13 protein-coding genes are annotated in these 14,972 nt (G+C 46.4%); all 13 read right to left on the bottom strand.

Going from position 1 to position 14,972, the window contains the following annotated elements:
* Window positions 1–8 precede the first annotated feature (8 nt).
* The 13 genes from murC to bioB all read right to left on the bottom strand — a co-directional run bounded on the left by murC (window position 9) and on the right by bioB (window position 14,943).
* Window positions 9–1,445 carry a UDP-N-acetylmuramate--L-alanine ligase gene (gene murC / locus FD967_RS00895; protein ID WP_215326218.1) on the bottom strand — a complete coding sequence of 479 codons (1,437 nt, stop codon included), beginning with the start codon at window positions 1,443–1,445 and terminating at the stop codon, window positions 9–11.
* Complete coding sequence (murG, locus tag FD967_RS00890; RefSeq protein ID WP_215326217.1) at window positions 1,442–2,515, bottom strand: undecaprenyldiphospho-muramoylpentapeptide beta-N-acetylglucosaminyltransferase; 1,074 nt, start codon at window positions 2,513–2,515, stop codon at window positions 1,442–1,444. The genes murC and murG overlap by 4 nt, the downstream gene beginning before the upstream one ends.
* The gene (ftsW, locus tag FD967_RS00885; protein ID WP_215326216.1) at window positions 2,512–3,783 is read right to left on the bottom strand and encodes a putative lipid II flippase FtsW; all 1,272 of its coding nucleotides are present in this window, start codon (window positions 3,781–3,783) and stop codon (window positions 2,512–2,514) included. The genes murG and ftsW overlap by 4 nt, the downstream gene beginning before the upstream one ends.
* Window positions 3,780–5,399, bottom strand: a complete 1,620-nt coding sequence (gene murD / locus FD967_RS00880) for a UDP-N-acetylmuramoyl-L-alanine--D-glutamate ligase (protein WP_215326215.1) — start codon at window positions 5,397–5,399, stop codon at window positions 3,780–3,782. Before murD ends, ftsW begins: the two co-directional genes overlap by 4 nt.
* 10 nt (window positions 5,400–5,409) lie before the next feature.
* Window positions 5,410–6,579, bottom strand: coding sequence for a phospho-N-acetylmuramoyl-pentapeptide-transferase (gene mraY, locus FD967_RS00875; protein ID WP_215326214.1), 1,170 nt, complete (start codon window positions 6,577–6,579; stop codon window positions 5,410–5,412).
* Window positions 6,570–8,006: a UDP-N-acetylmuramoyl-tripeptide--D-alanyl-D-alanine ligase gene (gene murF, locus FD967_RS00870; RefSeq protein WP_251369053.1), complete on the bottom strand. Its 1,437-nt coding sequence runs from the start codon at window positions 8,004–8,006 to the stop codon at window positions 6,570–6,572. The genes mraY and murF overlap by 10 nt, the downstream gene beginning before the upstream one ends.
* 8 nt (window positions 8,007–8,014) lie before the next feature.
* Window positions 8,015–9,568: a UDP-N-acetylmuramoyl-L-alanyl-D-glutamate--2,6-diaminopimelate ligase gene (locus tag FD967_RS00865; RefSeq protein ID WP_215326213.1), complete on the bottom strand. Its 1,554-nt coding sequence runs from the start codon at window positions 9,566–9,568 to the stop codon at window positions 8,015–8,017.
* Window positions 9,565–11,337: a penicillin-binding protein 2 gene (locus FD967_RS00860; protein WP_215326212.1), complete on the bottom strand. Its 1,773-nt coding sequence runs from the start codon at window positions 11,335–11,337 to the stop codon at window positions 9,565–9,567. Before FD967_RS00860 ends, FD967_RS00865 begins: the two co-directional genes overlap by 4 nt.
* Complete coding sequence (gene ftsL / locus FD967_RS00855; protein ID WP_046329456.1) at window positions 11,334–11,600, bottom strand: cell division protein FtsL; 267 nt, start codon at window positions 11,598–11,600, stop codon at window positions 11,334–11,336. Before ftsL ends, FD967_RS00860 begins: the two co-directional genes overlap by 4 nt.
* Complete coding sequence (gene rsmH / locus FD967_RS00850) at window positions 11,597–12,547, bottom strand: 16S rRNA (cytosine(1402)-N(4))-methyltransferase RsmH (RefSeq protein ID WP_215326211.1); 951 nt, start codon at window positions 12,545–12,547, stop codon at window positions 11,597–11,599. The genes ftsL and rsmH overlap by 4 nt, the downstream gene beginning before the upstream one ends.
* Window positions 12,548–12,559: 12 nt before the next feature.
* The gene (mraZ, locus tag FD967_RS00845; protein ID WP_088527868.1) at window positions 12,560–12,988 is read right to left on the bottom strand and encodes a division/cell wall cluster transcriptional repressor MraZ; all 429 of its coding nucleotides are present in this window, start codon (window positions 12,986–12,988) and stop codon (window positions 12,560–12,562) included.
* A gap of 274 nt (window positions 12,989–13,262) precedes the next feature.
* Window positions 13,263–13,892: a 2-polyprenyl-3-methyl-6-methoxy-1,4-benzoquinone monooxygenase gene (gene coq7, locus FD967_RS00840; protein ID WP_215326210.1), complete on the bottom strand. Its 630-nt coding sequence runs from the start codon at window positions 13,890–13,892 to the stop codon at window positions 13,263–13,265.
* Window positions 13,893–13,905: 13 nt separating this feature from the next.
* A complete protein-coding gene (gene bioB / locus FD967_RS00835; RefSeq protein WP_215326209.1) occupies window positions 13,906–14,943 on the bottom strand; it encodes a biotin synthase BioB in 1,038 nt (345 codons plus the stop codon).
* Window positions 14,944–14,972: the final 29 nt, after the last annotated feature.

Raw genomic sequence — 14,972 nt, 5'->3', positions numbered from 1 at the left:
TGTTTTGATTAGACATGTTTCGTCTCCGCCAATACATGAGGTAATCCAGCGATCGAGCCAGCGCCCATCGTGATTAAGACATCACCATCACGCAATAAAGTACTGAGTTTTTCTGGCATTTCTGCGACGCTTGACGCAAAAGCTACGGCTGTGCCATCTAAAAAAGAGGCAGTAGTCTTATCAGCGGTGAGTGCAGCTTTCATCAGGCTTTGACCATCTGCACCCAGAATCTTTGCCTCACCAGCTGGATATACTTCAGTTAACACGAGTGCATCAAAGTTTTTTAACACTTGCACAAATTCACCAAAACAATCACGAGTTCTTGTAAAGCGATGGGGTTGGAATGCTAATACCAAACGACGGTCTGGATAAGCGCCACGAGCTGCAGATAAAGTAGCCGCCATCTCAACAGGATGATGTCCGTAATCATCTATTAATGTGAAGCTTCCGCCAGAGGCCAATGGAATTTCTCCATACCTTTGGAAGCGGCGACCAACGCCACTAAATTCAGATAAAGCCTTCACAATAGCCTCATCGCTAACACCCAATTCCGTTGCAATACCAATTGCTGCTAATGCATTTTGAACATTGTGTAGACCAGGCAAATTTAATTGCACCTCAAGACGACCTGGCTTATTGCCATGACGGCGCACAGTTTTACGCTCAACCGTAAAGTGCATACGAGTACCTTCAGCCCGCACATTACTTGCACGAATATCTGCATCCTCAGATAAGCCGTAGCGCAATACTGGCTGCGATACAAATGGAATAATGTCGCGAACGTTTGCATCATCAATACATAGCACCGCAACGCCATAAAAGGGCATGCGCTGGATAAATTGGACAAAGGCTTGCTTTAACCTTGCCATGTCATGCTGATACGTATCCATATGATCAGCATCAATATTAGTGACAACTTCCATGGCTGGGAATAATTGCAGGAAAGAGGCATCAGACTCGTCCGCTTCAACCACAATAAAGTCACCCTGGCCTAAGCGTGCATTAGCACCTGCAGAATTTAACTTACCGCCAATAACGAAGGTTGGATCTAAACCGCCTTCAGCTAAGACTGAGGCAACTAAACTGGTCGTCGTTGTTTTGCCATGAGTACCTGCAATTGCAATACCCTGCTTTAAGCGCATAAGCTCACCGAGCATAACAGCCCGCTGAATAACAGGAACTTTGGCTGCGCGAGCGGCTAACACTTCGGGGTTATTACCTGCAACTGCAGTAGAAATGACTACTGCCTCTGCAGTACCAATATTTTTAGGGTCATGCCCAATATGAATCACTGCACCCAAATCTTTTAGTCGCTTCGTTACAGCGCCTTCAGCTAGGTCAGATCCAGATACCTGATATCCCAGATTCAGTAAGACTTCGGCAATACCACTCATACCTGCGCCACCGATACCAACAAAATGGATTTGCTGAACGATATGTTTCATATACCTACTCCTGCACAGTCTGCACATACTTCAGCCACACGCTGAGTTGCATGAGGCTTAGCTAAAGCATGAGCACGTTTAGCCATCACTTGTAAATCTCGGCGGCTAAAGTTTTGAATCATAGATGCCAGATCTTGCGGATTGAGATCTTGTTGTGGCAACAAAATGGCTGCATCTGCATCCGATAAAAATCGTGCATTTGCAGTCTGATGATCATCAATTGCATATGGAAATGGGATCAGACAAGATGCCACACCACATGCCGCTATCTCTGAAACGGTCATTGCACCAGAGCGGCAGATCACCAGATCTGCTTGGGCATAGGCACTTGGCATATCGTCAATGAAAGGACGAATATCAGCAGTAACACCTAAGTTGGTATAACGCTGCTGTAGATCTGCGAGATGCTTATCGCCTGCCTGGTGAATTACATGGGGTCGCGCACTTTTATCCATCAATGCCAAGGCTGCTGGAATGACTTCATTTAAGGCGGTGGCACCTAAGCTTCCACCCACAACCAAAATCGACAGGGGGCCGATGCGCTCTTCATAACGTTTTTCTGGCGCGCCTACAGTTTCAAATTCTTCACGGATTGGATTGCCTACCCATTCAGCGTGAGCCATCGTATCTGGAAATCCAGTCAAGGTTCGCATAGCAATTTTGGCTAAAGCGCGATTGGCGCTTCCCGCAACGGAGTTAGCTTCATGCAGAACTAGCGGCCTCTTCAAAAACTTTGTCACTAGACCACCAGGAAAAGTAATGTAACCACCCATACCTAAAACTACATTTGGCTTGATGCGGCGCATGATCTTCCAACTCTGCATACAGGCTCTTGCAAGATTAAATGGCAACATCAATATCGCTTTGATGCCTTTGCCACGCAAGCCGCCAAAGTTAACCGCCTCAAATGGGAAGTCGCAAGCTTTTACTAGGCGAAACTCCATCCCGCTTTGATTACCAAGCCAAGATACATTCCAACCACAAATTCTCAGGTATTCAGCAACAGCTAGCCCCGGGAAAATATGTCCTCCAGTACCGCCGGCCATAATCAAGATGGATGGCTTGGTCATAGCTTCCCACCCCGCATTAAGATTCGGTTTTCGTAATCAATCCGAAGTAGCATTGCTATGGCAACGGCATTCATCAAGATTCCTGAGCCGCCATAACTCACAAGTGGGAGTGTCAAGCCTTTCGTAGGAAGTAAGCCTAAGTTCACACCCATATTGATAAATGCTTGCCAACCAATCCATATCGCCACACCTTTAGCGGCAAGACCCGCGAAACTGCGATCTAATTGCAATGCAGTACGGCCAATCAGGAATGCGCGACGCACAATCCAGTAGAACAAGAAGATCATGACCACTACACCGACAAATCCAAGCTCTTCACCAATCACCGCCATGATGAAATCGGTATGCGCCTCAGGTAGGTAATGTAATTTTTCAACGCTACCGCCTAGGCCTAGACCAAACCATTCACCACGACCAAATGCCATCAGAGAGTGGGTTAACTGGTAGCCTTTATTAGCTGCATTGTCGACCTGCCAAGGATCAATAAAAGCCATAATTCGCTTTTGACGGAAAGGTGAGAAGGCAATAATTGTTACTGCACTTAAAATTCCGACCGCCAATAATCCACCAAATAATTTAGCGTTAATACCACCTAAAAATAAAATTCCAAATGCAATGAGCGATATCACTACAAGTGCACCCATATCTGGCTCAGCCATCAGCAAGCCACCAACTAAGGCAACAGCAATACCCATTGGTAGCATGCCTTTAACGAATGAGTGGAGATATTCTTGGCGTTGAACTGTATAGCTTGCAGCAAATATCACTGCAGCAAACTTCATTAATTCAGATGGCTGGAAGTTCATGAGGCCTAATGGAATCCAACGCTTGGCACCATTAACACCCTTTCCAATGCCAGGAATGAGTACAGCAATTAACAGCAAGACAGTGAATCCAAAAATCACTGGGGAGTAGCGATCCCATACCTGTGTTGGGATCTTAAACACCCAAATAGCAACACCAATCGCAATTGCCAATGAAATGCAATGGCGAATTAAGAAAAAATTACTACTGTAATTTGCGTACTTAGGGCCATCTGCCAAAGTAATGGAGGCTGAATACACCATGACCAAACCGATAAGGGCTAAAGATAGCACTGCCCAAACCAATAGCTGGTCATAGTCCATCATGCGTGAGCGCGTTTGCTCAACGCCAGAAACCGCATCTCTCAAGCCACTACGGAAATTATCTATTCCGTCTCTGGAGAAATTCCAGAAGCGGCCAAGGCCTAAACGATTCTCAGGAAAAAGTTTTTCCTTCAAATTCATGCATCAGCTCCTTCGAATTGCATTCCCAATTCTTGAACTTCAGCAATAAATACCTCAGCACGTGCCACGTAATCACTGAACTGATCAAAGCTAGCACAAGCCGGTGATAACAAAACGATATCGCCTGACTGAGCTTGTTTTGCGGCTTGCGCTACTGCGTTTTTCAGAGTCTCACTCATGACATATGGCACTGAATCGCCCAAAGCTTCGGCAATGAGTGGGGCATCTTTGCCAATCAGGAAAACACCTTTTACAAAACGTAATGTAGGATCACGCAAGGGGCTAAAGTCTTGGCCCTTACCCTCACCACCAGCAATCAACCAGATCCGCTTACCAGACTCATGAGCGCTTAAACCATTTAGAGCGGCTACCGTTGCTCCTACGTTAGTGCCCTTGCTATCGTCCACATATTCAACATTCGACACAATCGAAACACTTTGAACACGATGAGGCTCGCCATGATAATCACGTAAACCATGCAAAAGCATATTCATTGGTAAACCAGCTGATCGCGCCAAGGCTAATGCAGCTAAGGCATTTAAAGCATTGTGGCGACCGCGAATCCGTAAAGCATCAGCTGGAATCAAACGCTTGAGCCTTAATGGCTCATCCTCTACAACAGCTGCTTTACGGCGACGCTTCGGTTGTGGCTCAAGATCTTCATCCAATTCAGCCCAGACCAACCAATCAATTCCACCAGCACGCAGATCATGCTCAATTCCAAAAGCACCCTGCTCATCAGGCCTGCTAGCTCCAAACGTAATGACTGATTTATTGGATTTCTGTTCGTCAGTTAGTAGGTTCATGACCTGCAAATCATCGCGATTCAAGATGCAGATAGTGTCCCGACCAAAGATGTTAGCTTTTGCATCAACGTACGCCTGCATGTCACCATGCCAATCCAAGTGATCTTGCGTAATATTTAATACGGTCGCTGCAGTTGCATTGAAGGTGCTCGCATAAACCAGCTGAAAGCTAGATAACTCGAGCACCCAAATCTCAGGCATGTCGGCAGCTTGATCAGACTCATCCAAACAAGACATCAACTTATCTAAAGCTGCTGGGCTAATATTGCCAGCTACAGCAACTCTCTTGCCAGCTCGTTCACACAACTGCCCTGTCAACGCCGTTGTGGTTGTCTTTCCATTTGTTCCAGTAATGGCTAGTACAGCGGGTTTATATTGAGACTGTTTAAGTTGGGCCATGCGATCCATTGCAGCAATGGCTCTGGCAAAAAATTCTAGTTCGCCCCAAATATCAATATTAAATTCTTGTGCTTTAGCCAAGAAAGAGGCTGTTGGCTCTTGAAGTGGTGACAAACCAGGACTAATTCCAATGACTTCAATACCGTTTAGATTAAGGTCATCCAAAGCGCCAAAATAAGCTTCTTGAAGCCCCGCAAATTCCAGATCCGCTAACCAAGCCTTTTGTCGCTCATTCAGATTTGCGCGATCACGTGTATCAGCCAGACTGACCTTTGCAGCATTTCGCAAACACCACTTGGCCATAGCATAGCCAGATTCACCTAATCCTAAGATCAAGAAATGTTGGGGCGCTTGATAGTCCTCGTCTGCGATGAGAGCTGGGTTAGCGAAGGCTTGGTCTAAGTTATGCATATTCTTTGGCTTACCTTAATTTCAGGCTGGAGAGGCCAATGAGAACTAATAAAATGGTGATGATCCAGAAGCGAACCACAACTTGCGTTTCGCGCCAGCCACCCAATTCGAAATGATGATGCAGTGGAGCCATCCTAAAAATACGTCGGCCCTCTCCGAAACGCTTCTTAGTGAATTTGAACCAGAAAACTTGTAGCATCACTGACAGTGTTTCTGCGACGAAGATCCCGCCCATGACAAAGAGTACGATTTCCTGACGAACAATCACGGCAATAGTTCCAAGTGCACCACCCAACGCAAGTGCGCCAACGTCACCCATAAATACCTGGGCTGGATGCGTGTTGTACCAAAGGAATGCGAGCCCGGCACCACCCATAGCTCCGCAGAAAATCATGAGCTCACCTGCGCCGGGAATATAAGGGAACAATAAATACTTTGCGTAAATCGCATTACCCATCACATAAGCAAATGCGCCTAGAGCAGCACCAACTAATATTACTGGCATGATCACTAGACCATCTAGTCCATCCGTCAGATTGACGGCGTTACTACTTCCAACAATCACCAAGTAACTCAAAATGATGAAGCCCATTACACCCAATGGGTAACTCACCTCTTTCATGAAAGGAATGAGCAAGTTTGATTTAGCTGGCAAGTCCAAAGCGAAGCCGCTCTTAAGCCAATCAAAGAACAACTGCAAAACTTTGAGGTTATTCACTTCAGACACAGAAAAAGCTAAATAAATAGCAGCAAATAAGCCAATCAAAGTTTGCCAAAAGAATTTTTCTCTTGAGGCCATTCCTTTAGGATCTTTCCGCGCCACTTTACGGTAATCATCAACCCAACCAACTAAACCAAATCCAAAAGTCACAATTAGCACGATCCAGATAAAACGATTGCTCAGATCAGCCCACAACATGCAGGAGATAAAAATACCCAACAGAATTAATACGCCACCCATCGTAGGAGTACCGGATTTCACTAAATGGGTTTGTGGGCCGTCTGTACGGACCGCTTGACCCATCTTCAATGTGGTCAACTTCCGGATAACCCACGGACCAACCGCTAATCCAATCAGCAAAGCAGTCACTGTTGCCATCACCGCTCTAAACGTGATGTAGCTAAAGACTCGGAAAAATCCAAAATCATCTTGTAACCATTGCGCTAACATTAAGAGCATGTTTTAGCCTCCTCTAATAAGGCCTGCACTACACGCTCCATACGCATAAAACGAGATCCCTTAACCAAAATATCTAAATGTAGCTGCTTGCTTGACTCTTGATCTGCTAGAGCTAGATTGAGCTCTTCAAGCAACTGATCCAATGTAGCGAAATGAGTAGCGCTACTAGTAAGCGAAAACTTCTCTGACTCATTAAACCCCTGCACAGCAAATTTGCACTGCTCTCCGAGTGCAAACAACTTACTAATACCCTGCTCAGCAGCATATGCGCCAACCTCCTCATGGAACGCTGGGCCTTGATCACCCACTTCACCCATATCACCCAATATCAACCAAGAAGTATTTCCAGACTGTTTAAGTGCATCAATAGCAGCTCTTACAGAATCGGGGTTGGCGTTATAGCTATCGTCAATCAAAGTGCGGCCTACACTTAAAGGTTTTGATTGCATGCGTCCATTTACCGGAACAAATGATTCCAGACCGGATTTGATTTGTTCCAAACTTAATCCAGCACCTAAAGCAACTGCGCTAGCCGCTAGGGCATTGCGCACATTGTGGCTTCCCAAGGTATTAAGCTGGATCTCAATCTTACCGAGTGCAGTTGTAATCTCAATTTTTCCACTAATCAATAACTTGCCCGTAACAGAGGCCGTAGCTAAAGCAGAGTTATTAGATAAAGCAAAATCAATTACCTTGCGACCTGCAGCAGCTTGATACCAAACATCAGAAAATTCAGAATCTGCCGGAAAGACTGCGACACCATCCGCAGGGAGTGCACTCAAGGCAGTTGCATGCTCCTTTGCAACAGCCTCCACAGTCGCCATAAATTCTTGATGCTCGCGCTGTGCATTGTTGATCAGAGCAATATTCGCTTGAACAATGGCCGCTAACTCTGCTGTTTCACCAGGATGATTCATGCCCAACTCAATTACCGCCAGGCGGTCGGTCGGTCGCATGCGCAGCAAAGTTAAGGGTAAGCCGATATCGTTATTGAAGTTACCTTTAGTAACTAAGATACATTCTTCACCGGCAGCTACCTTGAAGATGGAGGCAATCATTTCTTTTACAGTGGTCTTACCATTTGATCCAGTTACCAAAGCAACTGGGATAGAAAACTGTGCACGCCACGCCTTTGCTAATTCACCCAATCCTTGCTTAACATCCTGAACACTTACTGCGGCTAAGGTTGTAGGGCACTTTTCTTTTTTACTAATGAGTGCTGCACTTGCACCTGCCTTGGCAACATCATCCAAAAAATCATGCGCATCAAAACGTTCACCCGCCAATGCAATGAATAATTCACCAGGCTGAATCTGACGACTATCACTACCAATACGAGAAATAGTCATCGCTTGCGCAGATTCCTGATCAGCGTAAATCAACTGACTACCTGGCAACATGGCATGAACTTGAGCAAGAGTAGTCATAGGCGCACTCATAAGCTACCGCCCGCTGCCAAACGAATATGTTCTTGGTCAGAAAAATCAAATTTCTTGCCATTAATTTCTTGAGTAGACTCATGTCCTTTACCAGCAACCAAGACAACATCCTTGACATCGGCATGTCGTACCGCAGCCATAATGGCAGCCGCTCTATCGGGCAGGATTTGAACATTTCCCAAATCACCTGACATGCCAGATTGAATCATGGCAATAATGGATGCTGGATCTTCAGATCTAGGGTTATCGCTTGTAATCACAATACGATCGGCAAACTCTTGAGCCGCACAACCCATTTGGGGACGCTTACCTGAGTCTCGATCGCCGCCGCAACCAAAGACACACCACACTTTTCCATTACGTTGATTTGCAATAGGGCGTAATGCGTTCAATGCTTTAGTGAGGGCATCTGGTGTGTGCGCATAATCCACCACAATCAATGGGCCTTCAGTTCTTTGTGTTTTATTCAAGCGAATCAGTTCCATACGTCCTGGAACAGCATTCAACTTATTCATGCGCTTAGAGACCTCACTTGGACTAAAACCTTGCGCCAAAAGGACCGTCCATACAGCAAGGCAATTGCTGAGATTAAATTCGCCTAATACCGCAAGCTGAACAGCGCTTGAGCCTATAGCATCGCAATTAAATTGAGATTCATAACCAGCATTTGTAAATAAAGTGTTTTCTGCGTAAGTACGCTTCAGACGATCACCAAATTTTTCAAATCCAGTAAATGTATTGCTGCTTAGTGCATAGCCCCATACTTGAGGACCGTCGCTAGCGAGGAGCTTTATCGCTAATTCTCGCCCGAATGCATCATCAAAATTAATGATGGTATTTTCAAGTCCGGGCAGCTGAAACAGTTTTGCTTTCGCCTCGGCGTACTCACCCATCGTACCGTGATAATCCAAATGATCTTGAGTCAAATTGGTAAATACAGCGCTATGCACATCCAAGCCACCGACACGATCTTGATCCAATGCATGAGAAGAAATCTCTATAGCAAGATGCTGAGCACCTGCATCAATCAATTCTTTCAATTGGGTTTGCAATTGCGGTGCATCCGGTGTGGTGTAACCAGTCTGAATTAATGCACTTGGGAACCCGGTACCCAATGTGCCCAATACTGCAGTGCGATGATTGGGCTCATCCATAGCCTGCGCTAGCCACTGAGTAATACTAGTTTTTCCATTGGTGCCTGTGACGCCGATTACATTGAGATTTTTGCTTGGGTAGCCATACCACTCGGCACAGAGTGCTCCAGCTAAGCTAGATAAATTATCAACAGCAAAGCATTCTGAGCGGTCTAAGTATTCGTTAGCAACACCATCTGCAGGATCAAATACAACTGCTGCTGCACCATTTGCTAAGGCGGCTGCAATGTAATCACGACCGTCACGCAAGGCATTACCATGACCTACAGGGTATGCAAAAAAGATATCGCCAGATTGAATTTGACGACTATCCGCAGTCACTTTTGCATCTGCGGATGTGAGATCACGTAAATGTGAAATTAAGAGATGGGGTTCAATGTAGACCATTGTCATCATCTTTTTAAAACCGCTGCATTGGTTTTAACTGCAGCAATCTGAATTTCTGTAGGATTTTTATCCTGCAGCGTCATCTGCTTAACATTGCTATCTGGCAATACATTTAAGGTACGTAGGGTCTCACTCACAATAGTTGAGAAGACTGGTGCAGCAACATCACCACCATAATGACTGCCACCAGTCGGCTCATCAATCATTACGGCAACCACAATGCGAGGGGCACTAATCGGCGCTAGACCCGCAAAGTAAGCACGGTATTTATTGCCATAGCTCTTACCTACTAATTTATGTGCTGTACCTGTTTTTCCACCAACTCGATAACCTTCAGCTTGCGCCTTGATAGCAGTGCCACCAGACTCGGTTACTGACTCCATCATGCTGCGCATCTCAATGGCCGTCTTGGCAGAAATGATATGTGTACCGGGCTTAAAGTCTGGACTTCGCTCAATCGTGAGAGGTACTAAATCGCCATCACGCGCAAAGATGGTGTAGGCGCGAGCAACTTGGAAGAGCGAACCTGAAATTCCATAACCAAACGCAATCCGCGCCTGATCTGTTGGCATCCACTTTTTATAAGGATGGACTATGCCAGCTACCGCACCAGGAAAACCAATCTTCGGCGCCTGACCAAGACCAACAGATGTATAAAAATTCCACATCTCTTCTGCGGATAAATTATTCATCGCAATTTTGGCTGTACCAATATTGCTGGATTTCTGAATGATTTGAGAAATAGTTAAGTTGCTGTAAGGGTGGGTATCCGTAATCGGTTTTGGACCCACCAAGTATTTAGCACCAATCACCATATTGGTATTAGGAGTGATGACACCCTTCTCCAAAGCAATTGCCACAGTTAACGGCTTGATTGTTGAGCCAGGCTCAAAGGTGTCGGTCAAAACACGATTACGTAACTGCTCACCCGTTAGCTTCTTACGATCGTTTGGGTTATAGCTTGGGTAATTTGCTAAAGCCAAGATCTCGCCAGTCTGGGTATCCAGGACGACTGCACCACCAGCGCTCGCACGGTGCTGCTCAACTGCATTTTTAACAGCGTTATAAGCCAAAAACTGAATCTTACTGTCAATGGAAAGTTGCAGATCTTTGCCATTCTGCGGTAACTGCAAAATTGCAACATCTTCAACAACACGACCGAGGCGATCAACAACCACTCGACGAGCGCCTGGGTGCCCAGCTAATTCTTTTTCTCTTGAAAGTTCCATGCCCTCTTGGCCACGATCTTCCACGTTTGTAAAACCAACAACGTGCGCCATCGCTTCACCTTCTGGGTAAAAGCGACGGTATTCGTTATTCAAGCCAATCCCTGGAATTTCTAATTCCTTAATCTGTTGCGCAACTACTGGATCCACTTGGCGCTTCAAAAAAATCTGCTTACGATCCTCTTTTAACTTTTTACGTAATTCGGACTCACTTAGCTGCAATAGTTTCGCTAACTTCTGAACCTTATCTGCAGTTAAATCATCAGGCACAGTATCGTTATAAGCGATCACTGACTTTGCCTCTAAGCTCGTAGCAATCACCTGGCCATTGCGATCCAATATCTTTCCACGGGAAGCAGGCAATTCCAATTCACGCTGTGTACCACGTACACCTTTGGCTTCATAAAAAGCATTTCCCGGACCCTGAATCCAAAAAGCGCGGATTAGTAATAGCATAAATACGAAGAACAACATGAACAGCATTAGGCGTGACCGCCACATTGGCAGACGCAATACTAGATTGGGTGTAGTTGAAAAACCTACAGTCCTCATCTAGCCTCCTTTAAGTACAAAGTACGCTCTGGAGATATAGGGGCCATGTGCAACTGATTTCGAGCAACATCCCGAATTCGTGCGGACTTCGATAGATTGCGCTGCTCATACTCCAAGCGAAGCCAGTCTTGATTGAGTTTGCGCTCCTCGATTTGTGCGCGATCTAAGGAAATAAATAATTTACGTGCACGCTGTTGTGCTGCTACTAAAGATAGTGCGCAAACTAATAGCAATACTAATAAGGTAAGCGTAGCGCGATTCAAGCTGATACTCCTGCACGTTTTTCAGCAATACGCATGATGGCGGAACGAGCACGGGGGTTTTCTCGAACTTCTTCATCACTTGGCTTAACGCGCCCAATAATTTCTAGGGCGCTTTGAGGCAAGTCTCGATCGCGGACAGGCAAACCCCGAGGCACTGCAACCTTGGCATGCGACTGCAAAAACTGCTTCACAATACGATCTTCCAAAGAATGGAAGCTAATCACCGCCAAACGTGCGCCTGGCTTCAATAAATTAAGCGCTGCTTTTAATCCGAGCTCCAAATCTTCTAACTCACGATTAATAAAAATACGGAGTGCCTGGAAAGTACGAGTCGCAGGATCTTGACCAACTTCTCTTGTACGAACCACGCTGGCTACTAGACCCGCTAATTGCAAGGTTGTTTTTGGAGATAAGCCTTCTTCTCGCTTTGCCACAATGGCTTTAGCGATCTGAAATGCAAAACGTTCCTCACCGTAAGTCTTAATCACGCTGGTGATGTCCTCTTGTGATGCTTGCTCCAACCACTCCGCTGCTGTTAGGCCTTGATCTGTGTTCATGCGCATATCGAGCGGACCATCCTTGCGAAAGGAGAACCCACGATGTGCTTCGTCCACCTGTGGAGAGCTGATACCGAGATCCAACAGAATTCCATCGACTGATTCTGGATCCGCGTACTGATCCATCTGTGCAAAACTGTCGTGCACGATGCGTAAACGAGAGTCGTTGATTTTTTCCGCTACTGCTATCGCATCTAAATCCTTGTCGAAAGAAATCATTTGTGCATTTGCAGGTAGTCGCGCTAACAGAGCTTGAGTATGACCACCGCGCCCAAAGGTTCCATCGATCAAGAGTAGATTTTTTGAAGCCAAAGGGGAGGTGATAAGTGGTCCACTGACCAGCGCCGTCACCGCCTCGGCCAGTAATACTGGGCGATGAGTTATGTTCATGGCACCCTGTCATCAAAAATTAAATTGCTTCAGGGCTTCAGGCATACCTTGTGCAATGGCAGCCTGTTCTTTTGCAGCGTAAGTAGCGGCGTCCCACAACTCTAGATGACTGCCCATACCGAGCAGCATCACTTCTTTTTCAATACCAGCGGCTGATCGCAACTCTGGGCTCACCAAAATTCTTCCGGCGCTGTCCAAATCCAGTTCTGCAGCATTGCCAAGGAAAATACGACGCCACCAATGGGCATCCATCGGCAATTGCGCTACCCGTGAGCGAAAGGTTTCCCACTCAGGTCGAGGGAATAGCAGTAGGCATCCATCGGGGTGTTTTGTGAGCGTAATTCGGCCCTCACCTTGAACTAACAAGGCGTCACGATGCTTTGCCGGCACAGACATGCGGCCTTTTGCATCCAAATTGAGAGCTGACGCACCTTGAAACACTATTTACCCCACTTTTTCACACTTCCTCCCACTTTAGAGGATCGCAATAAGAGGGTCAAGTGTTTTTGGCTTATTTTTTAGGGAATTTCCTAGTGTTTACAAACACTTAGCGTCATATGTTGATAAAATGGTGCCTATAAAAATGCTACTTGAAACAATGGCTTGGAAAATATACTTAAGAATAGGTCTTAGCTGTTTAGCCTAATAATAGGTAAATATACTGTATTAATGAACAGTACTCTAAAGAAAAATATCCGAAATAATTAATTTAGAGCTAGATTTTGTAAGCAGTGCTTGTCATCACCTTAGACATTGCCTGCATTAGACTCTGAATGGGCTTCGGTAAGGCCACTCCACCAGCCAAAATTGCGGCCTGCCCATGCTCAATTTCATCGATGCGCATTTGGTCAACAATTGCGCGAGAACGCTCATCCTCTGCAGGTAATTTTTCGAGGTGACTCTCGAGGTGATTCTCCACCTGCTTTTCGGTTTCAGCAACAAATCCCAGACTCCACTTATCGCCCGCCAAGCCAGCAGCCAAGCCGATTGCAAAGGATCCTGCATACCAAATTGGGTTGAGATAACTGGTGTGTGAGCTCAACTCTTGGAGGCGTGTTTCGCACCAAGCCAAATGATCCATTTCTTCTTGGCCAGAGTCATCTAGCATCTGCCGAATTTCAGGGTTGCGAGCTACTAATTTTTGAGCTTGATAAAGAGCTTGAGCGCAGACCTCGCCTACGTGGTTCACACGCATTAATCCAGCCGCATGTTCTCGCTCTTTGGCATCCAATAATCCGCTTGATGGGGTATTGGAACCCGGCACTGGACGATGGGCTTGAGCGCCCCCGGCTACCGATCGGAGGGCTGTGTCAAACTCAATAATGAAGCGATCGATTAAGGTCATTGGCTTTTAGAAATTAGACTAAAACCTCTGTTTTGCAGCTCTGCTTAGTCTTCAAGCCTAACTCAGCCAATAGCTCACGGTCTTGTTCTGCCTCTGGATTACCGGTAGTGAGCAGTTGCTCACCATAGAAAATCGAATTGGCGCCAGCCTGGAAGCACATGGCCTGAACTGCCCTACCCAGCTCCTGACGTCCAGCCGAGAGGCGCACTCGTGCAAGCGGCATAGTGATGCGAGCTACAGCAATGGTCCTCACAAATTCAAGTGGATCCAAGGGCTTCTGATCTGCCAAAGGGGTTCCTGCTACAGGAACCAAATGGTTAATGGGGACTGACTCTGGATACGGACTTAAATTAGCCAAACGCGCCAAGAAGGCTGCACGTTGTTTACGGGACTCACCCATGCCCACAATACCGCCACAACAGACTGACATGCCTACAGCACGCACATTAGCAATCGTCTCCAACCGGTCTTGGTAACCCCGAGTAGAGATAACTGAGCGATAGAAGTCCTCGCTGGTATCCAGGTTGTGGTTGTAGAAGTCTAAGCCCGCCTCTTGGAGGGCTTGTGCCTGCTTGGGCTCCAGCATCCCCAGGGTCGCACAGGTTTCAAGACCCAAAGCCTTGACACCCTTAATCATCGCGGTGACTTTTTCAATATCACGGTCTTTGGGCTCCCGCCAAGCGGCGCCCATGCAAAAGCGGTTAGATCCAGCAGCTTTGGCAGCTTTGGCAGCTTCAAGCACCTCCTCTAAATCCATCAACTTGTTCGCCTTGACGTCAGTGTCATATCGGGCAGCCTGAGGGCAATACCCGCAATCCTCAGGGCAGCCGCCAGTCTTAATCGACAGAAGCGTAGCCAGTTCCACATCACCATCAGGGAAGTTGGCGCGATGAGTCTCTTGTGCCCTGAATATCAAATCGCTAAATGGCAGGGCAAAGAGAGCCTCAACCTGGGCTACTGACCATGCACCCAAAGCATCTACCTCTTTATGCAAATCCTTTTGAGACTTGACTTGGGTGAGGGGTTTTTCAATAGTTTGAGTGGCCTGCATAGTCGAATTCCAGAAAATAGATCAATTCA

Origin of the sequence: Polynucleobacter sp. JS-Mosq-20-D10, assembly GCF_018687755.1 — a bacterium.
Taxonomy (GTDB): Bacteria; Pseudomonadota; Gammaproteobacteria; order Burkholderiales; family Burkholderiaceae; genus Polynucleobacter.
The sequence above is the reverse complement of the archived record's forward strand: the minus strand, read 5'-3'. Positions and strand labels throughout refer to the sequence as shown.